This is a genomic window from Exiguobacterium sp. MMG028 (assembly GCF_027947425.1).
Lineage (GTDB): Bacteria > Bacillota > Bacilli > Exiguobacteriales > Exiguobacteriaceae > Exiguobacterium > Exiguobacterium aestuarii_A.
The window spans coordinates 1056527-1077009 of record NZ_JAQJIN010000001.1; the positions used below are offsets into that span (position 1 = coordinate 1056527).

Genomic DNA, 20483 nt, shown 5'->3' on the forward strand with positions numbered 1-20483 from the left:
AAGCGGGGACAAGAGCCGTCGTACCTTGAGGCCCGGGGAAGGCCTACAAGATGGGAGAAAGTTTACGGTCAATAAAGGGGTTTGTGATTGATTTCACACTTATAATATACCTAGTCCCGCTTCATCTGACAACTAGTTTGTGCACATTGTCACATATTGTTCACGAGAACAATAATGATTCCATTTCATCGAGCACTGCTTCGAACTGATCAAGCGCTTTGAGGACCGGTTCTTTCGTCGTCATATCGACACCTGCCGCTTTCAAGACCTCGATTGAATAGTCGCTAGACCCAGCCTTGAGGAAGTTATCGATGTAACGACGTACGGCCGGCTCTCCCTCTTCCATGATCTGTTGCGACAACGCTGCCGATGCTGAGATACCCGTCGCATATTGATAGACATAGTAATTGTAATAGAAGTGCGGGATGCGCGCCCATTCATATGAAATCTCTTCATCGATGACGATTTCTTCTCCGAAGTAGCGTTTGTTCAACTCTAAGTACGTCTCATTCAAATATTCAGGTGTGAGCGATACGCCTTCTTGGGCAGCCTTGTGAATCATATGCTCAAACTCAGCGAACATCGTTTGACGGAACAACGTCCCACGGAACGTTTCGAGTTGATTGTTCAACAAGTAGAGACGTTCTTCTTTTGCCGTCCGCGTTTTCAATAAATGGTCGTTCAATAACGCCTCGTTTGTCGTCGACGCGACTTCTGCTACAAAGATTGAATAGTCACCATACGGATACGGCTGTGACGTTCGCGTGTAATGGCTATGCACCGAGTGACCGAACTCATGCGCGAGCGTGAACAAGTTGTTGACGTTGTCCTGCCAGTTCATAAGGATGAACGGTTGTGTATCGTATGCTCCTGATGAATATGCCCCGCTCCGTTTACCGCGTGTCTCGCGTACGTCGACCCAACGTGAATCGAGACCGTCTTTCACGATTTGAACGTACTCTTCTCCAAGTGGTGCCAAACCATCGACCATCAACTGTTTCGCTTCCTCGTACGACACCTTCATCTCTACATCTTTGACGAGTGGTGTGTATAAATCATACATGTGCAACTCATCCAATCCGAGCGCGCGTTTCCGCAATGCGACATATCGATGTAGCAAATCCAGACGCTCGTTGACCGCTTCGACCAGACCGTCGTACACAGACTCTGGAATCGCATTGTGGTGAAGGGCTGCCTGTCGCGCACTCTCAAACTTACGGACACTTGCATAGAAGTTGTCTTTTTTCACACTTCCTGAAAGCGTCGAGGCAAACGTGTTCAAATACTGCCCGTATGTCCCGTACATCGCTTTAAAGGCGTTCTCGCGGACACTTCGATCACTCGATTCGAGGAACGTGATGTAACGTCCGTGCGTCAATTCGACCTCTTCCCCTTTTTCGTTCTTCACTTTCGGGAATTTCAAATCCGCATTATTGAGCATACCGAACGTCGAACTCGATTGTCCGAGCACGTCTCCAGCTTGCGCAAGGATTGCTTCTTCTGCTTCCGTCAATACGTGTGGACGTTCTTGCGCCAACTCATCGAACGCATGACGATACACGCGAAGTGACTCGTGTTGTTCCATAAAGGCTTCAATTTGAGCTTCATCGATTGAAAGAAGCTCTGGTGTCATGAACGCGAGTTGGGCTGAAATTTGCGAGGCGAGTGAGCCTGCACGGTCATTCAATGCCTGATAATGACTGTTCGCCGTATCTTCGTCGTAACGCATGTGCGCGTACGTATACAGCTTATGTAACTTACGAGAAAGCTCATCACGGAGTTGTAACGCTTCGTATAACGTTTCTGCCGATTCACCGAGTTTTCCTTTAAATCCGATCAAAGCCGGCACCTGTTCTTTCAATGCTTGAAAATCTGCTTCCCATGCTTGGTCGTTACTGTAAATCGTCTCTAAGTTCCACGTCTCTTCGACTGGAACTTGTTGTCGTGTCAATACTTCTGACATACGTTCACTCCCTTTTCTGATTGGTTCGTCGATTGTAACATCAATCGCTGAAGTCCTTGAAACAATCGTGTATCGTGACGTCTCGCATCTTCATAGGTGGTTGGAAGCACCCAAGTCGTGACATCACACGATAGACGACATGCATTCAAGAGTTGTTTCCATTGTACATGAAATGACTGGGAAAAGTCGCTTGTCGGTGTCACTCCGAACTGGCGGCACGTCTTTTGAATGCTCCATTCCACTGAATCATTCGGTGACTCATAGCGATTTAAATAGAGGACGATTTGAAACTCAATCGGATGAATGTGTATTCCCCAAAGTGATGTGAGGGGAAGATAGCAGGCAGTCGGTAACAAGGCGGGGATCACCCCCAAAGGATACAGACGATTTAAAATGAGACGTCGATTCTTTGGGGATGGGTAGATCGGTGACATTCGCTTTCGTCGTATCATCTCCGTCCATTCCAATGCATTGAACCGATAATAAGCTTCATAAGGGGAAGTGGTCACTGAGGACGAGACTTCCCAATTCCCGATTCCATACTTGATTGAAATGGGAAACCCATTGAAACGAACCAACTGTTCATTTTTCACTGTCATCAACCGATGTCGCCGAGATAGTTCAAGGCGCATCCACGGTTGAAACGATTGGTTCATCTTTAAATCAAGACCGCTCGCGAGCCAAATTACATCCAAACCTGCTCGTTTATAATCATTTGTTCGTGCGACATACTCTTCCGCTACCAATGGAGATGCCTGAAACTCAAACACGGTTGGGTTCTCATCCACGTTCGTGAGAATGTCTGCCCGCCGATTTCCAATCGTCACTTCTTGGTCGACAGGATACCCTCTTTCTTGTAGCCATTGGCATACTGCCCATTTATCCTGATGGTGCGTAACGGATTCTGCTCTCCCACACGTATGGATGTGGGCGAAATGTAGCCGACGTTTCGCCCCTTGCTTTAAAATCAACATTTCCTGGCACGTCGGACATCGAAAAGGAGCAAGCTGCTCCGCCTGCATTCGATTTAGAGTAAAGGAATCAACGATACCCCCTTCTCGACCGATCGCAAACCGCATCTTGCTCCCCCCTTATAGTAGTGGTGAAAACATTCTGGCCAATGATTCTACGAGTTTTATAAAAAATGAGCGCTTCGCAAAATCTTCTAATACAAGTTCGTGAGACCCCTCGAAATCATGATATAAGTCTTGTTTCAACTGATGGACCGAATTCGTGTTGTACAGGAGAGCATTCACTTCGAAGTTCAAATGGAAGCTACGAAAATCCATGTTCGCAGTCCCAATCGTGGCAAGTCCGTCATCGACGACGATGACTTTTGAATGCATGAATCCTTCTTCGTACAAATAAATCTTTACCCCAGCCAACAGTAACTCCTCATAATAAGAACGACTCGCATAAAAGACGATTTTATGGTCCGGATAGCTCGGTAAGACGATCCGAACATCGATGCCCGATAGAGATGCTGTCTTCAAAGCACTCATAATGTCCTCATCAGGAATCAGATACGGGGAGGAAATATAGACGGACTTTTTCGCAGCATTGATCAACGAGAAATAAATCGATTTCATCGTCTCGTACGGTTCATCAGGTCCGCTGGCAACGATTTGGACACCTCCGCTCGCGCTTCGTACCGTTTCGAGCGGTTCTAAATAGAATGGCGTGAACAGTCGTTCTCCCGTCATGTAATACCAGTCTTGTAAAAAGATCAACTGTAACTCGGATACCCCTTCTCCCCTGACATACAAGTGGGTGTCGCGCCAAAAACCGAATTTAGAATGTTCGCCTAAATATTCATCCCCTACGTTCAATCCTCCAGTGAACGCCTCTGTCCCGTCGATGACGACAATTTTCCGATGGTTTCGATAGTTCGTCTTACTCGACACGAGCGGAAGGACGACCGGGAAGAACGCCTGCACTTGGACGCCGGCTTGCTTCATCTCCTCGAAAAACGTACTGCTCGTATGGATGGAACCGACGGCATCATATAAGAATCGAACTTCGACCCCTTTTTTGGCCTTCTCGATTAATATCCGCTGAATTTCCCGAGAAATACGATCTTCCCGAAAAATGTAATACTCGAGATGAATATGCCGTGTCGCCCCTTTCAGAGCGGGCAATAACTTTGAGAATTTTTCACGACCGTTCGTCAAAATCTGCGTATACGTATTTGAAGAGACAGGCAATTGATTCAACGAAGAAGTCAGATGCATCAACTTTTCATAATCGTCATGCGCAAACATCAGTGACGGAGACAGCGTCATCGCTTTTTGCCGATAAGCCAAGTACGTCTCTTCGTCGAGCATCGCCTTCTCTTTAAACATCCGCTTACGACGATAGTTCTGACCGAACACAAAGTACGCAAATAATCCAATGACAGGAAAGCCAATCATGACAATCGCCCAGATCAACGTGCGTTGCGGGTTGCGATTTTCAAGTAAAATCACAAGCAAAATACTGAACGTCGTCAAAAAGACGAGAATCGAGAAGAGCCCGATCACTTGTGAGCTCCAGTAATAAGATAATATCGCAATGAGTCCTGCGAGCAAAATAAGGGAAAAGAGTACTTGTATGCGTCGCAACATATTATAACCTGACCTCGTTTCTGTCATGTATTATCATTAATTATACATCGTAACGCCAATTTTTTGAGGGGAGCGAATGAATTATGGGGACTTTTCTAATAACAGGCGCAACAAGTGGAATTGGGCGCGCCGTCGCCTTACAGTTAACCGAGAGTGGACATCGTGTCATCGGAATCGGTCGTGATGAGATGCGGGGGGCTTCTCTTGAATCAGACTCGAACGGATTGGCCACGTTTATAAGATGTGACCTCCATTCAGCCGAAGACATCGATCATCTCTTTGTGCACTTAAAGGAGCAAGGCGTGACGTTACATGGTCTTTTCAACAATGCCGCAACGTTTGGTAGACCCGGTACACCTGAGCGTTTGACGCAAGATTCATACACCGAAGTGTTTGACGTCAATCTCTATGCACTGAACACCGTCACACAACGCGCCATCCCTTTGCTTACTCAAGGCGCGAGTGTCGTCAATAACGCCGCCATTGTCGGACACGTCAAATTCCCACCTATGCTCGCTCATTATGCCGCCTCGAAGGCCGCCGTCATTGCCTTGACGAAAACGTTCGCACATCGGATGAAAGGAAAAGTTCGATTCAACGCCGTCTGTTTCGGTCCGATCGATACACCGCTCAGTCATAAACTATACGGTGGAGAAGCAAAATTCAAAGAGGCAATGACCCATCATTTCCGGGGACATGCCGCCCTACCGGAAGAAGTGGCGCCTGTCGTCGAGTTTTTGTTAACCGATGCCTCAACCTATATAAACGGGCAAGCCATTACGGTCGATGGCGGATATACGCTCTCTTGAACAGAGACCACCTCTTCTTTCGAAAAGGTGGTCTCCTGTCATGTCGTCATCTTTTTAGCTCGCCCTATTTTATTGCGTAAATAGTTTTGTTCTTTCGAATGAAGACTTTCCCAATCAATCACATCTTCAAAGTAATCGATCATCTCATCGAACGTCGAATCCAGCGTCTCATGCGCCTGGAGACGCGCCATTCGAATCGCCTCGAACACGGACCCCATCACAAAGATGTCTTTACTGGCGTAAGTCTGCATCGGCGATAACGATTCAAAAAGAATCGTTTCAAGCGTCTTTCGCTTCACATGCCAATCAGATTTCCCGTTCGAGTATAGAAAATCTCCATCCGGCATTTCGCAGAGCTCTCGTAATATATCCCCGATGTAGTGAATCGCATGAATCGCCGTATTCGGGTCATTGATCCCTGGAGAGATTCCACGTAACGCAATCTCACTCAACTTTTCAATCGCAAATGACGGGTCTTGCATCGAAGACCGGACTTCACCGATCTCAAATAGTTCGATGTCTGGGGTGTCCTCGTCTTTCCAAAATCCGAGTAAATCCCCTTTAGCGACAAATTCACCTACGGCTACGACCGATTCAAAGTCCGTTTCATGATCTCCCTGCTTCTCTCTTAAAAATAAGCGGATATACCCCGTCTGAGGCGCCCGTACCGCTTGACCCTCAAAGGAATGAACAGAGCGTGGTAATACGAGATTCACGTCATCTGACTCGATGGCGTCTTTTTGCTCACTGATTACCGATAGTGCTTCTTTATGTAGCGTGGATAACAAGCGTTCTGCCTGAATCGAGACACTGATGGTCTGAATGAATTTGACGAATGCATAGATTGAAATAATGACTAAGAGCACACTAATCCCCGAAGATAATACGACACCATCATCTGCCGTTCGGACGAGGAATAAGTTCGAAATCCCATACACGGTCGTCATAATGAAGAGACCAAGCGTATGCTTAGCTGCTGTATTCGTTAAAAAGTTATTAATTGTCCGAGGAGAAAACTGTGAAGAATACGTTGTTAACACGACAAGGATTGTCGAAAAGCTAAACGTCATCATCGTCATAAGACTCGTAAACGTGGAAGACAAGACAGACGCTGCTGAGTCTAAGTCTAAATAAATAAATTCCGGCAGTAAATCTCGAAAAAATTCGCCAAATACTTGAGTTAACACTGTTAAAACGATTCCGCCTGCCCCATATATAAACGGGACGAACCACGCGCTATCCTCAAGAAACAATCGAATTCGTCTCACCATACCAACACCTCTTTACCATTGATTTGAAAAAATCGCCTGTCCTTCTGAACAGGCGATTGATCATTTAGAAGTAGTGACGCACTTTCGCAAAGACATCGCCATCGAGAATGAGTTTACCATACTCCTCAAGCATCGGTTGCGTCTGTGTACTAAATGTTAAATATTCCGCTAAAAGACTAAGTGCATTCTCTTCGTCTTCAGGCTCCATTTCATCCGGGAAATCAATCCACAAATAGTAACGGTCTTGATAATGATATAGTTTCAAATCAAGATCACTGAACGTGTCACCTGCACGCTTACTCAGTGAAATGATTGCCTCGAAATCATCTGTTTCCATTGCGAGTGGCGCCCAAGCATCTGCTTCCGCTTCAAGCTCATCCAACTCACTCAATTGATCGAGTACCGATTGTTGATCTCGTGCTTCATCGATCGCTGAGCGAAGAAGCGAACCGAGTTCAGAATCGTCTTCCGTATCCATCACATTTTTCGCAATTGTCACGGTCACTTCTAGACCTTTTTCAAAAGCTTGGACTTGAATCCACAGTGGACCATCAAACGAGATGTCTTCACGTTCGTGAGCCTCGTCCATCATCTGCCAGAACAGCTGCTCGCCACGTTCTCGGTTGTACCAAATTTCATCACGTGCGAAGCCACGTTTTTCGATGTCCACATATGTGATGAAAAATTTGACGGTATTGTCATTGATGCGCTCAATTTTCACGATTGTCCACTCCCTTCTCACCTCGCTCCCAATTCACATAAGGAGGAGAGGGGAAATTGTCTTTTTATCTTTGTACCCTTTTTGACATCGTTCAATCTTGATGACGGGTTATAACTTTATTTTATAGGAAATAATCGATAATAAAAAGCACACTGCTTAAACAGTATGCTCTCATTCATTCACAAGTCGCTGTGCTTCTTGCAATTGGAACGTTCGAACCTTCCGTGGCAAGAATCGGCGAATCTCATCTTCGTTGTATCCGACCTGTAGTCGTTTTTCATCAATCAAAATCGGACGGCGTAGTAAGCCCGGATATTCTTGAATCAAATCATACAATTGTTGAAGCGATAACGCATCAACGGATACATCGATTTTAGAAAAGACTTTAGAACGGGTCGAAATAATCTCATCCGTTCCATCTTCTGTCATACGTAAGATTTGTTTAATCTCATTCAGTGAGAGCGGTTCTGAAAATATGTTTCGTTCTGTAAACGGGATATCGTGTTCTTCGAGCCAAGCCCGTGCCTTTCGGCAAGATGTACAGCTTGGAGACGTATAAAGTGTGACCATTTTTCTTCCTCCCTGATCGAGTATGCGTCCATCTTTTTAAGTGACTCTATTTGTATACCCAAATTTGCATCCACTTAATTATAATAATTCTTAATTATTAAAACTTCAATGATATTCTTTATCATTCAGATATGAAAAGAGGGCGCATTCGTTGAATGCGACCTTGAATGACCCATCTCAAGATGCTGGGATTCGAGACACTGGTTGAGATACCGTCTCTTTCCCTGGCTTGACTTGCAAGTCTTTCAACTTTTTCTTCAACACTTCTTTCAAAAGTCGTTTTTTCTCTCGTAGAACTTTGTCACGTTCTTTCATGGCCTCTCACCCCCGTACAGCGTAAGCAACCGACCGAGCATTACCGAATCTGAAAATCTTGAACTTGCACTAATCTACAAGTAAATTATAGCACATTTGTTTGTGAAATGTGAATCATTCTTACAAGTTCATTATTTATTTACATAGATATCGTTTGCATTAATCAGAAAAAACCTGTATAGTTTATAGAAATAACCTTTTTCTATTTAAGGAGGAGAGCGATGATGCGAATCACATTAGAAACCATTATGGGACATCCGGTTACCCAAAAATATTTAACTCGATCAGGTTTAAAGCATGCTGTAGACGTTTGTGAACGCGCTCTCGAAATGGCAACGAAACGTGGTCTCGATACAGATTTAGCAACGAAAGCTGCGCTACTTCATGATATCGGTCACTATGAATGGTATACAGAAGGCAAGTGGAATTATGACTTATATCGCCAGAATGATATTCATGCGATTAAAGGTGCTGAACGGGCACACAAACTACTCATTCGTCTTGGGGAAGACCCTGCCCGTGCCAAAGAGGTTTCCGTTATGATTCTCTTGCATACCGATTCCTATTTACCACCAAGCCGAATTCAACGAACACCACTTCAACAGCTCGTTCACGACGCAGATACGTTTGTGGAGCAGCCCGGTGGTCTTCACCATTATGAGACCATGGAGATTGAAGATGCGTTAGCTCGTGTCCGTCAAATCGACGCGATTGTCGAACGTCTCTCAAACTTACCACGCATTTCAAACGGATAACCCGTCACCTATTCCATTAGGTGACTATTTTTTTGGAGCTAAAAAACCCTGACTTCATTTAGAAGTCAGGGTTTTCGTATTAAACGAGTTGTGCTTTGTATGCTTCGTACTCTTCGTCTGTGAGTGAGACGTAGTGTCCTGGCTCGACTTCGCGAAGTGGTGGGATACTTGAATCTTCATCCGAACGTCCGACTGGACCTTTCGAAGTTGACTCGTATACGATCCGTTTACGTGTACGTTCATGCTCCGGATCCGGAAGCGGAATCGCTGAAAGAAGCGATTTCGTATATGCATGAATCGGGTTCTCATAAAGGCGATCTGCTGTCGCAAGCTCTACGAGGTGACCTTGATACATAACACCGATACGGTCAGAGATGTATTTAACCATCGACAAGTCGTGGGCGATGAACAAATACGTCAAATCGCGATCGCGTTGCAATTCTTTCATCAAGTTGACGACCTGCGCTTGAATTGAAACGTCAAGTGCAGAAATCGGCTCATCGGCGATGATGAAGTCTGGCTCAACCGCAAGGGCACGGGCAATCCCGATACGCTGACGTTGTCCACCCGAGAATTCGTGTGGGTAACGGCTCGCGTGCTCTTTCGTCAAACCAACCGTTTCAAGAAGGTCATACACACGGTTCATACGATCTTCTTTCGTCTTCGCAAGACCGTGAATATCAATCCCTTCTGCGATGATATCCGCAACCGTCATACGCGGGTTAAGCGATGCGTATGGATCTTGGAAAATCATTTGCATGGCGCGGTTGAATTTCAACTTGTCTGCTTTTGATTTTTTACCGTGGACGTTTTCGCCTTTGAACACAACGTCGCCGTCAGTCGCGTCATAAAGACCGATGATCGTACGCCCTGTCGTAGACTTCCCACAACCAGACTCACCTACGAGTCCGAGCACTTCACCTTTGAAAATATCAAACGAGATTCCGTCGACCGCTTTGACGACACGGCCACGGCCAATTTTAAAGTGCTGCTTCAGGTTTTTTACTTCGAGTAATTTCTCGCGTTCCATTATTCAGCACCACCTTTCGTAAACGATTTAGCGAACGCACTGTCCGGACGATACTTGAGAGCGAGTTCACGAATCGCACGTGGCGGATTGACCGCTGGTGCTTGTGGGTGTAATAACCAGCTTGAAGCAAAGTGTGTATCACTCACCTGGAACATCGGTGGCTCTTTCTCAAAATCAATCTTCATCGCGTAAGGGTTACGCGGTGCGAATGCATCCCCTTTTGGAGGATCGAGCAAGTTTGGAGGCGTACCCGGGATTGCAGGTAACGCTTCGTTACGGTCATCTGTCGGACGCGGCATCGAACCGAGAAGTCCCCATGTGTACGGGTGACGTGGCTCGTAGAAGATTTCATCGACCGTTCCTTTTTCAACGAGACGACCTGCATACATAACAGCAACACGGTCAGCCATGTTCGCAACAACGCCAAGGTCGTGCGTGATGAAGATAATCGCTGTACCTGTTTTTTGCTGAATGTCTTTTAACAGTTCAAGAATTTGCGCTTGAATCGTAACATCAAGTGCTGTTGTCGGTTCATCGGCAATCAACACTTTCGGGTTACACGCGAGTGCGATCGCGATAACGATACGCTGACGCATCCCACCAGAGAGTTGGTGTGGGTACTGTTTCAAACGCGCTTCTGGGTTTGGAATCCCTACAAGTGTCAACAATTCGAGAGTACGTTTCTTCGCATCCTCACCTGTCAATCCTTGGTGCTGTTTCAACCCTTCTGCGATTTGTTTGTAAATCGTCATTGTCGGGTTAAGTGATGTCATCGGGTCTTGGAAAATCATTGCGATATCGCGACCACGAATTTTAAGCATTTCTTTTTCCGAAAGTTTCGCCAAGTCTTTCCCTTCGAACATGATTTCTCCGTTCGTGATTTCACCTGGAGGGTTCGGAATGAGACGCATGATTGCCTTCGAAGTAACGGATTTACCTGAACCCGATTCTCCTACGATGGCGAGCGTCTCGCCTTTTTTCAAATCAAACGATACGCCACGAACGGCTTGAACCGTTCCTGCATATGTGTGGAACGAGACCTCTAAATCTCGGACTGATAAAATCGTTTCCATGCACGAGTCCCCCTCTTTCTTTTTTATTTACGCATTTTCGGATCGAACGCATCACGCAAGCCGTCGGCAAGCAAGTTGAAGCTGACCATGAGCAAGACGATGATGACCGACGGGATAATAAGAAGGAACGGGAATGTCCGTAGTTCTTTGTATCCATCGTTGATCAACGTACCAAGTGATGCCTGTGGCGGTTGAAGCCCGATCCCGATAAAGCTGAGGAATGCCTCGAAGAAGATGGCAGATGGAATCGTGAACATGAGCGTGATGATAATCGCACCCAATGTGTTTGGAATCAAGTGCTTGAAAATCAATCGCGTACTAGATGCACCAAGTGTGCGAGCTGCCAAGACAAACTCTTGGTTTTTGAGTTTTAAAATCTGACCACGAACGAGTCGACTCATCCCGATCCAACCTGTGATGGCCATGGCGAGGATGATGGTGAATACACCAGGGTCAAAGATCAAGATGAACAAGATGATTAAGATCAAGTTAGGTACACCTGTCAAGATCTCAACAATACGTTGCATGATGTTATCCGTACGCCCACCAAAGTAAGCGGAAACCCCACCATATGCCACTCCGATAATTGTATCGATGATGGCCGCAACGAAACCGATGAAGAGAGAAATACGTGTCCCTTCCCAAATACGTGACCAGAGATCACGACCGAGGTAGTCCGTACCGAACCAGAAGTTCTCTTCTACGTTCTTTTGTTCGTAGAAGTCGATATCGCGACCACCGAGTGTCGCCATTCCATCAAAGCCAGCCCATTCAAGACCTGTGACTTTTGGCGGAAGTTTTGCTTGTGAAATGTTTTGTTCGTAGGCATCACGACCCGACAACATCGGTCCGAACAATGCAAGTGCAACGAGAATTAAAATAATTGATAGCGAGATGATGGCCGCTTTGTTTTTCTTTAGGCGCATCCATGCATCTTGCCAGAAGTTTAAACTTTTCCCAGCGATTCGTTCACCAAGCTGTTCATTCATCTCAACAGGTGTGAACATGTCTTGGTCGAACTGTTCGTAATTCTTTTTGTTTTCAATCATCAGTTATTCCCCCCAAGACGAATACGTGGGTCAACAACCCCATAGAGCAAGTCGACAAGCAAAATGATAATAATGAACAATCCTGAGAAGAACAATGTCGTTCCCATGATGACAGAGTAGTCGTTCAACGTGATTGACGTGACGAACAATTCTCCAAGTCCTGGAACAGCGAAGATTTTCTCGATAACGAATGTACCCGTTAAGAGTCCAGCTGTCATTGGTCCAAGGATTGTGATGGCAGGAATCATTGCGTTACGAACCATGTGTTTCCACACGATGGCGTTACCCGTCAATCCTTTCGCTTTCGCAAGCGTGACGTAGTCTTGTCCGGTAACCTCTAACATCTCGGTTCGGACGAAACGGGCAATCGCTGCCGTGACACCGAGTGACAACGAAATTGTTGGTAAAATCGTATGAGCTGGTGTTTCCCAGAATGCGACTGGGAGCAACTGCAATTTAACTCCGACATAGTACTGAAGAAGGGCTGCAAAAACGAACGATGGGACAGAAATCCCGATTACCGATACGAACATTGAACCATAGTCAATGACCGTATTGTGACGAATCGCCGCAACAACACCTAACAATACGCCTACAAGAGTTCCGAGAACTAATGCCTGGACCCCTAATTGTGCCGAAGGACCAATTCGTTCCATAATCAATTCAGTTACTGGACGGTTCGCCGTACGGAATGAAACGCCAAGGTCACCTTGGAGCATGTTTCCGATGTACGTCGCATAACGGACCGGAAGCGGATCGTTGAGTCCGTAGCGGTCATTCAATAATTGAATTTGTGATTCTGTCAGTTTTTCCTGGTTCTGATACGGTGAACCTGGGAGCAGGTCCATCAGGAAGAACGTGAACGTGGCAATCAAGAAGAACGTGATGAGGCCGTAAGTCAGCCGTTGTAGGATATAACGTCCCATGAATAAAAACCCCCTGTTTTTTCTAATTCTTTCTACTACTTGCACCAACAGCTTCACTATGACATATGACCTATTTTTCAAATTCACAAAATGAAAGGAATATTCTGAAAGAATAGCGTATACGTCATCTCAAGGCTCTTAGCACAGCGGCTGAAAACAAAGAATATTCTTTTCAGAGATTATTCTGAATTTTCACTGTTACTACATTATACTTTACCAACAAAACATTTGAACAGTATTTTCTCTTACTTCGGTAGAATTTTTTAGAAAATCGGGGACATGCGGTTCGCATGCCCCCTCATCCCATTACTTGATATCAACGTATTTGTACTGGTAATCAGCACCGAATAGTTGACGGTTAAAGTTTTCGATGTTTGGACGAATCAAGTACGCCACACCAGCTTGATAAATCGGCATGATCGCTTGGTCTTGTTCGATTAAGAGAGCCTCGGCTTCTTTAAACAAGTCATAACGTGCATCGATGTTCGTTTCAGCAGACGCTGCGTCAATCAACTGATCATATTCAGATGACGCATAGTTGATGTCGTTTTGTCCGTTGTCTGATGTGAAGATACCAAGGTTCGTAAGTGGGTCTTGGTAGTCAGGTCCCCAAAGTGCGAATGACATTTGGTAGTCACCGTTTGCTTCACGCTCAAGTTTGTTGTTGAAAGGCTGTTGAGCGATTTCAACCGTTACGTTCGGCAAGTTCGACTCAATTTGACCTTTCATGTACTCAGAGATTTGTTTTGAAACTTCGCTGTCGAACGAGAGGAGTTCGATTGTTGTCGCTTCTCCGCCTGTTGCTTCTTCCCAAAGTGAAGCAGCTTCGTCAGCGTTTGTTTGGAAGTACTCAACACCCTCTGTGTAATCCGTTCCGTCTTCATATTTGATGAAGTCTTTTGGAATGAATGATGTTGTTGCAATTGAACCGTTGTTCAAGAGTTGGTCGATGATTCCAGTTGGATCGACCGCACGTGCGATAGCTTTACGTGCATTCACATCAGAGAAGATTTCATCTTCGTGGTTGAATTTGAAATATCCGATGGCAGAACGAAGACCTGTGTTGTAATCTTCATCTTCTTGGAAAGCAGCAACTTGTTCTGATGCAAGACCTGCATAGTCAACATCACCAGCTTCATACAAGTTTACGACTGTAGATGTTTCTTTAACGACGCGAACATCAACAGCTTCAAGCGCGACGTTGTCTTTATCCCAGTACGTGTCGTTCTTTGTTAAGACATAACCTTGTTCACGATCCCACTCTGACCATGTGAATGGTCCGTTGTAGAGAAGGTTTTCAGGGTTCGTTGCAAAATCTTCGCCTTTTTCTGTTGCGAATGCTTCATTGATCGGTGTGAATGTACCGAATGAAGTAAGTGAAAGGAATGATGGGTCTGGACGCTCGAGTGTGACTTCGAGTGTTTTCTCATCAATTGCTTTAACGCCAAGCTCTTCTTTCGGTGTGTCACCTGTGTTGATCGCTTCAGCGTTTTTAATTGTGTTCATGATGTATGCATACTGTGAACCTGTTGCAGGGTCGACAGCACGTTGCCATGCATACACGAAATCGTTGGCTGTGACTGGCTCTCCGTTTGACCATTCCGCGTCACGAAGCGTGAATGTGTAAACAGTCTCATCTTCGTTTACTTCTGGTTCGCCTTCAGCGAGAGCAGGTACGGCATTTCCATCTTTATCAAGACGGTAAAGACCTTCCATTGTGTTGGCGATCAAGTTGAATGCGACCGCGTCTGTAGCAAGAGCCGGATCGGCTGTTGTAATGTCTGACGTATCCGTCAAACGAAGAACTTTTTCTCCGTTTGAAGAAGAACCGCCGCCATCAGAGTCTCCGCCTGTCGAACAAGCCGCGAGTACTGAACCGAGTGCCAAGATGATCGTCATCATGAGCAAAATCGATTTTTTCTTCATTGCGATTTCCCCTTTCGTATTAAAAAGCTAGCCATTCGTCGAATGAACATCTTACTTTTTCTTTAATTTTCTGAATATTTCATAAAGTATTCGACGAAAGAACGTTAGGGCTATTGTAAGAAATTTTTAATCAAACTGTCAACTACATAATAAAACGCTATCATCTCATTCGAATTTCATACTCGCATTATGCCCTACCTTCCTAGTATCATAGAAGAAACGCGGAACGGTTGCTCGTTCCCTTTATGGCGTGAAAGGAGATTACATCGTTGAAAAAGTTTCGAAATATATTGATTGTTTGGGGGATTGTCACAATCCTGTATACGGTTTGGTCCATTTTTTCATATTTCCGAAGCGAATCTTTCCTGTTTCATTTGAGCGGCGGTCTATTCGTTTCCGGAATTCTCACTTTTGCGATTGGGATGTTTTCACATATGAGCGCGACAGGATTGTTCGATGGCATCATGTACGGTTTCAAGCGAAGTCGACGTGCAAAACTTAAAGAAATTGATGCGGAATATGAAGAGGATGAAGAAGAAGATCCTGAAGATCGACAACTTCGTAAGCAATCGGCTTGGAACTGGGTGTTTGTCGGTGTGGGAAGTATCGCTCTTTCGTTTCTCGTCGCGTTGATTTAATCTTTTCGGAAGCGACGTCCTATGCTAAACTAGATTCAGAATAAGAACACTTGGATGAAGACAAGTAATTCAAATCACCTTTTCCTCAGAGAGTCTACGGTGCTGCGAGTAGATGAAAAGACTTGAATGAATGGACTTCGGAGTGGCTCGCCTGAACCTGAGTATGGCGAGACGATTCACGCCCGTTACAGCGTTCAAGTGGCATAGTTTATGCAAATTTGGGTGGCACCGCGGTTATTCGTCCCGATTTATTCGGGCGGGTGGCTGCGGTTTTTTATATTCTTCGGAGGTGTATACACATGGCAACGATTTTTTCAGGAATTAAACCGACCGGCGTCGTGACGCTCGGGAACTACTTAGGCGCGATGAAACAATTCGTCGATCTTCAGGATGACAACAATGCATATTATTGTATCGTTGATTTGCATTCCATCACCGTACAACTCGACCGTGTCGAATTAATGAACAACACACGAAAACTAGCGGCACTTTATCTCGCTTCTGGTCTCGACCCAGAGAAAGCGACAATCTTCGTTCAATCTGAAGTGAAGGCGCACGCTCAACTCGGATGGATGTTAACATGCATCGCGGGAATGGGTGAGCTTGGTCGGATGACACAGTATAAAGATAAATCGCAAGGAAATGAGAATGTTGGAGCCGGATTGTTCGTTTATCCAACACTTATGGCATCTGACATTTTGTTATACAATACGGAACTCGTTCCTGTCGGAGATGACCAAAAACAACATATCGAATTGACTCGTGATTTGGCGGAACGGTTCAACAAACGTTACTACGAGACGTTCACGATGCCTGAACCACTTATTCAAAAAGAAGGCGCACGCATCATGTCTCTCACAAATCCCGTGAAAAAAATGTCAAAATCCGACACAAACGCCAAAGGATACATTTCAATGCTCGACGAGCCGAATGTCATCCGCAAGAAAATCAAGAGCGCCGTGACTGATTCAAGTGGCGTCATCTCGTTTGATCGTGAGAACAAACCAGGGATTTCAAACTTGTTAGAAATTTATTCACTTTCGACAGGTACCTCAATCGATGACCTCGTCAAGCAATACGAGAATTCAAATTACGGTACATTTAAACAAGATGTGGCAGAAGCAGTCGTCGCCTTGCTCGAACCAATTCAAGCTCGTTATCACGAACTGATCGATTCTCCAGAACTCGATGAGATTCTCGATGCCGGTCGTGCGAAGGCTGAAGCCGTCGCGAATAAAAATCTCGCGAAGATTGAAAAAGCGATGGGACTCAGTCGTAAACGTGCCAAAGTGAAAAAATAAGCTTGTCTTGTTAGAACTCTCCAAGCGAGGGTTCTTTTTTTGTATAAATAATTGCATAAAAAAGAGAGACAGGCGTCCCTGTCTCTCTTGTAGGTGTGAAATGAAATTATTCTTTGCCTTCGATTGAAGCCCACTTGTAAGAGTAGTCTGCACCGAATGCGTGCTCAACGATATCTTTAACGTATGGCTTCGTGAGACGAGCCGATCCACGTTGGTAAACTGGTGAGATTGCGTTCTCTTCAAGAACGATTTTCTCTGCAGCTTGAAGGTCAGCCCAACGCTGTTCAGCATCTGTGCTCGATTTCGCAGATTCGATCAACTTATCGAATTCGTCGTTCGACCACTTACCACGGTTGTATGGTCCGTCTGTGACGAAGAGGTCAACGAACGTCATTGGATCTTGATAGTCAGGGCCCCAACCAGCGAATGTGAATTGGAACTCTCCTTTGTTCTCAAGGTCAAGTTTGTTATTGAACGGTTGTTGCTTGATTGTAACTGTCATACCTGGAAGGTTCTTCTCAAGTTCACCTTTGATGAACTCACCGATTTGCTTCGCAGACTCAGAGTCGTAGTTAAGGAGTTCAAGCTCAACTGTATCTGTTCCGAGCTCAGAAAGTCCTTCTTCCCAAAGTTTTTGAGCTTCTTCCACGTTGTATCCGCCGATGTCGCCGTTTGCTTCACGGAAGTCTTTTCCGTCTGGACCCGTTACGAAGTCTTTCGGAACGAGGTAGTTCGCAGGAATTGAACCGTTTGCGAGAAGTGTTTCTGAGATTGCAGCTTTATCGTATGCTTTATCAATCGCGTTACGGATTTTTTGGTTATCAAGCGCTTCCACAGCAGTGTTGAACTGGAGGTAGAAGAGTGTTGGCTCAACGACTGTTGAGAAGTCTTCGTTATCTTGGTACTGGGCAACGAGCTCAGAAGTCAAGCCTGTACGGTCAACGTCACCGTTTTCATACAAGTTAACACCTGTTGAAACTTCTTTAACGACTTTAACGTTGATTTCTTCAAGTTTAACTGCTTCAGCATCCCAATAGTCTTCGTTCTTGACCATTTTCCAGCCTTGCTCGCGCTCCCAGCTGTCGAGTTTGAACGGTCCGTTGTAGAGAGTCGTCTCTGCAGATGTACCGAAGTTTTCGCCTTGCTCTTTATCGAATGACTCGAGTTTTGGCATGAATACGCCGAAACTTGTCAATCCGAGGAAGTAGTCAGCTGGTGCTGTCAATTTAACTTCAAGTGTTTGATCGTCGATTGCTTTAACGCCTACAGCATCGCGCTCGCCTTCACCTGTGTTGTACGCGTCTGCGCCTTCGATGATTGACATAACGTATGCATATTGTGATGCGTTATCTGGGTTGAGTACTTCTTTCCAAGCGTATTCGAAGTCGTTCGCTGTGACAGGCTCCCCGTTTGACCAAGTCGCGCCTTCACGGATTTTGAACGTGTACGTCATTCCGTCTTCTGAAACGTCGTGGTCTTCAGCGATACCTGGTGTTGGCTCATCGTTCTCGTCCATGCGGTAGAGACCTTCGTTAACGTTGTTTAAGACATTGAACGATACAGCGTCCGTTGCGAGTGTTGGGTTAAGTGAAGGAATATCTGAAGAATCGAGCAAGTTGAGGACTTGCGCTTCATCTGCAGAACCTTCCGAACCTGATCCGTTTGAAGACCCTGTGTCTTCATCCCCTGTCGAACATGCAGCTAGGAAAGCACTTGATAGAAGTGTAACCGAAGATGCTAAAGCAAAACCTTTTTTCTTATTCATTGCGATGACCCCCTGATTTTTTCGTTTTAACGAAGTGAATGATGGTAGAAAATTCAGTCATTTCTTCTGACAGTATTTGTTACCAAAATCCCGTTGATGCAATAATACAATATTCTGATAATTTTGCAAAGTGTTTATTTTGATTTTTCTAAAAAATTTTCTCTATAGTCAAAAAGCCCGCCTAGAGCGGCGGGCCTTTAGCTCAATTTTCATATTTTTTCGAAAAGGTTAGGACATATGAAGGACCGATGACCGGATAACCGATTTGATCGTATCCTTTTTCAACCAGATAAGAACGTCCTGCTTGGTAGATTGGCATAACAACCGCCTCTTCTAACAGCTTCGCTTCCGCGTTTCGTAATATGATATTACGTTCGTCCAAACTCTCAGTGGAACGGGCCTGATCCATCAGTTGATCGTACGACTCATTTGCATATCGACTTGAATTGAGCACATCATTAGACTCAAATTGCGTCAAATAGGCAGATAGCATCGGGTAGTCCGGTTGCCATCCTGATAACGAAAAGGAATAATTTCCTGAGACTTCTTTCCTAACTTTATCTCCAAGTGGAAGCTCTACAACCTTGACGGTCAACCCGTCCAATTGTTCCAAATTCTCTTTTAATCTGGTCGAAATTTCACGTGCTTCTTCATCGACAAAGCTGAGCAATTCAATCTCGATTGTTTCTGTTTTTAACCGTTTTTTCACGGTTTCAAATAATTGGTTGGCATCCCCTTCCAACTCTGCAACCGAAGCCTCCTCATCCATGACGAGAAGTCGTTCCGTCGTTCGTTCCGCTCGTGCAAGCGATTCTTCAAGTGTCGTCCGCTCAAGCGTCAGTGCGAGGGCTTGTCGAAACGCAACATCATCGAATGGTGCTTTTTCAACGTTCGGTTTTAAATAAAACACGCCACTTCGCGGAACGTCTTTAATGCCCATGACTTCTTTATCAATCGTAGAAGTGTCGAAATCATAAGGGACTGGGTGCATACCAGAGGCCTCAGTCAGATTTGTTTCACTTCGGATAGTGATTGTTTCAAGCGTAACGTTGTCGGCTTCACGATACGTTTCGTTTTTATGTAACGAGATAGTCGTATCATCCATTTTATTAAATTTAAACGGACCGTTCGTTTCTAACTCATCCCATGTGGTCACGGATGGTTGTGGCAAAAACGCTGGCATTGCAAAAATTTCTTCGAACCCTTCCATCGGACGGATGAGTGTGATCTCGAGCGTTCGCTCATCAATCGCTCGAACGCCTAACGTATCCGGTTCTTGTTGCCCGAGCCCGATTTCTTTCGCAGATTGGACATCCGCGAGTAAAAAACTGAACGGTGAGTTCGTCTCGTCATCGACGAGTTTACGGAAATGGTCGACGAACGTCTGCGAGGTAACTGCATTCCCTTCTGTCGTAACACTTTCTTTCAATGTGAACGTATAGACCGTTCCGTCTTCAGATCGTTCTAACTTCTCGACGAGTCCCGGTTCAATCGCCCCATCTGTGCCGAACCGATAAAGTCCTTCATATAGATGTGACAATACGGTTTGGGATGCCGGGTCAATCGCGAGCATGACGTCCGGTTGAGTCGGAAGGGATTCCCCATTAATCGTTATCGTTTGTTCTTCTAGTGGTAGTAGTTCACGTGACTGCTCTCGTTGTTCGTTCCAAATAAATAAAAAAAGGATAAGGACTGAACCTAACAAGGCGGCCACGATGAATGATTTCTTGTTCATTCGTTGCACTCCTTTCTGTTAGACCAACCCTTA

18 protein-coding genes and 1 other annotated feature are annotated in these 20483 nt (G+C 45.3%); of the genes, 4 read left to right on the forward strand and 14 right to left on the reverse strand.

The annotated features are described in order from the left end of the window. Positions 1-160: 160 nt before the first annotated feature. From pepF to cls, 3 genes are read right to left on the reverse strand one after another with little or no spacing between them, the layout of a single operon-like run. Positions 161-1963, reverse strand: coding sequence for an oligoendopeptidase F (gene pepF, locus PJK55_RS05600; protein ID WP_214748422.1), 1803 nt, complete (start codon positions 1961-1963; stop codon positions 161-163). Beyond that, the gene (locus PJK55_RS05605) at positions 1948-3042 is read right to left on the reverse strand and encodes a competence protein CoiA (protein ID WP_271305058.1); all 1095 of its coding nucleotides are present in this window, start codon (positions 3040-3042) and stop codon (positions 1948-1950) included. The genes pepF and PJK55_RS05605 overlap by 16 nt, the downstream gene beginning before the upstream one ends. Before the next feature lie 12 nt (positions 3043-3054). Further along, positions 3055-4566, reverse strand: coding sequence for a cardiolipin synthase (gene cls / locus PJK55_RS05610; protein ID WP_271305059.1), 1512 nt, complete (start codon positions 4564-4566; stop codon positions 3055-3057). An 83-nt stretch (positions 4567-4649) separates the two neighbouring features. On the opposite strand from cls, the gene PJK55_RS05615 reads away from it, so the two are divergent. After that, the gene (locus PJK55_RS05615; protein WP_271305060.1) at positions 4650-5375 is read left to right on the forward strand and encodes an SDR family NAD(P)-dependent oxidoreductase; all 726 of its coding nucleotides are present in this window, start codon (positions 4650-4652) and stop codon (positions 5373-5375) included. A gap of 38 nt (positions 5376-5413) precedes the next feature. On the opposite strand, the gene PJK55_RS05620 is transcribed toward PJK55_RS05615, so the two are convergent. The 4 genes from PJK55_RS05620 to PJK55_RS05635 all read right to left on the reverse strand — a co-directional run bounded on the left by PJK55_RS05620 (position 5414) and on the right by PJK55_RS05635 (position 8252). Next, on the reverse strand, positions 5414-6646 hold the full coding sequence (locus PJK55_RS05620; RefSeq protein WP_271305061.1) for a DUF2254 domain-containing protein: 1233 nt from the start codon (positions 6644-6646) through the stop codon (positions 5414-5416). 64 nt (positions 6647-6710) lie between these two features. Next, positions 6711-7367: an adaptor protein MecA gene (gene mecA, locus PJK55_RS05625; RefSeq protein ID WP_214695474.1), complete on the reverse strand. Its 657-nt coding sequence runs from the start codon at positions 7365-7367 to the stop codon at positions 6711-6713. A gap of 171 nt (positions 7368-7538) precedes the next feature. Beyond that, positions 7539-7937 carry a transcriptional regulator SpxA gene (gene spxA / locus PJK55_RS05630; protein ID WP_015881217.1) on the reverse strand — a complete coding sequence of 133 codons (399 nt, stop codon included), beginning with the start codon at positions 7935-7937 and terminating at the stop codon, positions 7539-7541. A gap of 177 nt (positions 7938-8114) precedes the next feature. Then, positions 8115-8252 (reverse strand): hypothetical protein, encoded by a 138-nt coding sequence (locus PJK55_RS05635; RefSeq protein ID WP_015881216.1) that lies wholly within the window; start codon positions 8250-8252, stop codon positions 8115-8117. A 221-nt stretch (positions 8253-8473) separates the two neighbouring features. Here PJK55_RS05635 and PJK55_RS05640 point away from each other — a divergent pair, with 221 nt between their 5' ends. Next, positions 8474-9007 (forward strand): HD domain-containing protein, encoded by a 534-nt coding sequence (locus PJK55_RS05640; RefSeq protein WP_271305062.1) that lies wholly within the window; start codon positions 8474-8476, stop codon positions 9005-9007. Positions 9008-9086: 79 nt separating this feature from the next. Here PJK55_RS05640 and PJK55_RS05645 read toward each other — a convergent pair whose 3' ends face one another. From PJK55_RS05645 to PJK55_RS05665, 5 genes are all read right to left on the reverse strand, one after another. Next, a complete protein-coding gene (locus PJK55_RS05645; RefSeq protein ID WP_074035095.1) occupies positions 9087-10037 on the reverse strand; it encodes an ABC transporter ATP-binding protein in 951 nt (316 codons plus the stop codon). Further along, positions 10037-11110 carry an ABC transporter ATP-binding protein gene (locus PJK55_RS05650; protein ID WP_015881213.1) on the reverse strand — a complete coding sequence of 358 codons (1074 nt, stop codon included), beginning with the start codon at positions 11108-11110 and terminating at the stop codon, positions 10037-10039. Before PJK55_RS05650 ends, PJK55_RS05645 begins: the two co-directional genes overlap by 1 nt. 23 nt (positions 11111-11133) lie before the next feature. Continuing rightward, on the reverse strand, positions 11134-12159 hold the full coding sequence (gene opp3C / locus PJK55_RS05655) for an oligopeptide ABC transporter permease (RefSeq protein WP_442899491.1): 1026 nt from the start codon (positions 12157-12159) through the stop codon (positions 11134-11136). Next, positions 12159-13085: an oligopeptide ABC transporter permease gene (opp3b, locus tag PJK55_RS05660; protein ID WP_271305063.1), complete on the reverse strand. Its 927-nt coding sequence runs from the start codon at positions 13083-13085 to the stop codon at positions 12159-12161. Before opp3b ends, opp3C begins: the two co-directional genes overlap by 1 nt. A gap of 306 nt (positions 13086-13391) precedes the next feature. Further along, a complete protein-coding gene (locus PJK55_RS05665) occupies positions 13392-15011 on the reverse strand; it encodes a peptide ABC transporter substrate-binding protein (protein WP_271305064.1) in 1620 nt (539 codons plus the stop codon). Positions 15012-15280: 269 nt separating this feature from the next. On the opposite strand from PJK55_RS05665, the gene PJK55_RS05670 reads away from it, so the two are divergent. Further along, entirely contained in the window at positions 15281-15649 is a 369-nt protein-coding gene (locus PJK55_RS05670; RefSeq protein WP_271305065.1) for a DUF3899 domain-containing protein, read from the forward strand. Positions 15650-15691: 42 nt separating this feature from the next. Continuing rightward, positions 15692-15898 (forward strand) — a binding site (T-box leader). Positions 15899-15948: 50 nt separating this feature from the next. Continuing rightward, entirely contained in the window at positions 15949-16950 is a 1002-nt protein-coding gene (trpS, locus tag PJK55_RS05675) for a tryptophan--tRNA ligase (RefSeq protein ID WP_214815784.1), read from the forward strand. A 106-nt stretch (positions 16951-17056) separates the two neighbouring features. Here trpS and PJK55_RS05680 read toward each other — a convergent pair whose 3' ends face one another. Further along, positions 17057-18715 (reverse strand): peptide ABC transporter substrate-binding protein, encoded by a 1659-nt coding sequence (locus PJK55_RS05680; protein ID WP_271305066.1) that lies wholly within the window; start codon positions 18713-18715, stop codon positions 17057-17059. A gap of 202 nt (positions 18716-18917) precedes the next feature. Continuing rightward, positions 18918-20450 (reverse strand): peptide ABC transporter substrate-binding protein, encoded by a 1533-nt coding sequence (locus PJK55_RS05685; RefSeq protein ID WP_271305067.1) that lies wholly within the window; start codon positions 20448-20450, stop codon positions 18918-18920. Between the last annotated feature and the right edge of the window lie 33 nt (positions 20451-20483).

Bases quoted from the DNA above. Each gene is read 5' to 3' on its own strand.
- opp3b (WP_271305063.1), bottom strand. From the start codon at position 13,085: ATGGGACGTTATATCCTACAACGGCTGACTTACGGCCTCATCACGTTC.
- spxA (WP_015881217.1), bottom strand. From the start codon at position 7,937: ATGGTCACACTTTATACGTCTCCAAGCTGTACATCTTGCCGAAAGGCA.
- cls (WP_271305059.1), bottom strand. From the start codon at position 4,566: ATGTTGCGACGCATACAAGTACTCTTTTCCCTTATTTTGCTCGCAGGA.
- PJK55_RS05685 (WP_271305067.1), bottom strand. From the start codon at position 20,450: ATGAACAAGAAATCATTCATCGTGGCCGCCTTGTTAGGTTCAGTCCTT.
- pepF (WP_214748422.1), bottom strand. From the start codon at position 1,963: ATGTCAGAAGTATTGACACGACAACAAGTTCCAGTCGAAGAGACGTGG.
- PJK55_RS05680 (WP_271305066.1), bottom strand. From the start codon at position 18,715: ATGAATAAGAAAAAAGGTTTTGCTTTAGCATCTTCGGTTACACTTCTA.
- PJK55_RS05645 (WP_074035095.1), bottom strand. From the start codon at position 10,037: ATGGAACGCGAGAAATTACTCGAAGTAAAAAACCTGAAGCAGCACTTT.
- PJK55_RS05665 (WP_271305064.1), bottom strand. From the start codon at position 15,011: ATGAAGAAAAAATCGATTTTGCTCATGATGACGATCATCTTGGCACTC.
- opp3C (WP_442899491.1), bottom strand. From the start codon at position 12,159: ATGATTGAAAACAAAAAGAATTACGAACAGTTCGACCAAGACATGTTC.
- PJK55_RS05605 (WP_271305058.1), bottom strand. From the start codon at position 3,042: ATGCGGTTTGCGATCGGTCGAGAAGGGGGTATCGTTGATTCCTTTACT.
- PJK55_RS05650 (WP_015881213.1), bottom strand. From the start codon at position 11,110: ATGGAAACGATTTTATCAGTCCGAGATTTAGAGGTCTCGTTCCACACA.
- PJK55_RS05635 (WP_015881216.1), bottom strand. From the start codon at position 8,252: ATGAAAGAACGTGACAAAGTTCTACGAGAGAAAAAACGACTTTTGAAA.
- PJK55_RS05640 (WP_271305062.1), top strand. From the start codon at position 8,474: ATGATGCGAATCACATTAGAAACCATTATGGGACATCCGGTTACCCAA.
- PJK55_RS05615 (WP_271305060.1), top strand. From the start codon at position 4,650: ATGGGGACTTTTCTAATAACAGGCGCAACAAGTGGAATTGGGCGCGCC.
- trpS (WP_214815784.1), top strand. From the start codon at position 15,949: ATGGCAACGATTTTTTCAGGAATTAAACCGACCGGCGTCGTGACGCTC.
- PJK55_RS05620 (WP_271305061.1), bottom strand. From the start codon at position 6,646: ATGGTGAGACGAATTCGATTGTTTCTTGAGGATAGCGCGTGGTTCGTC.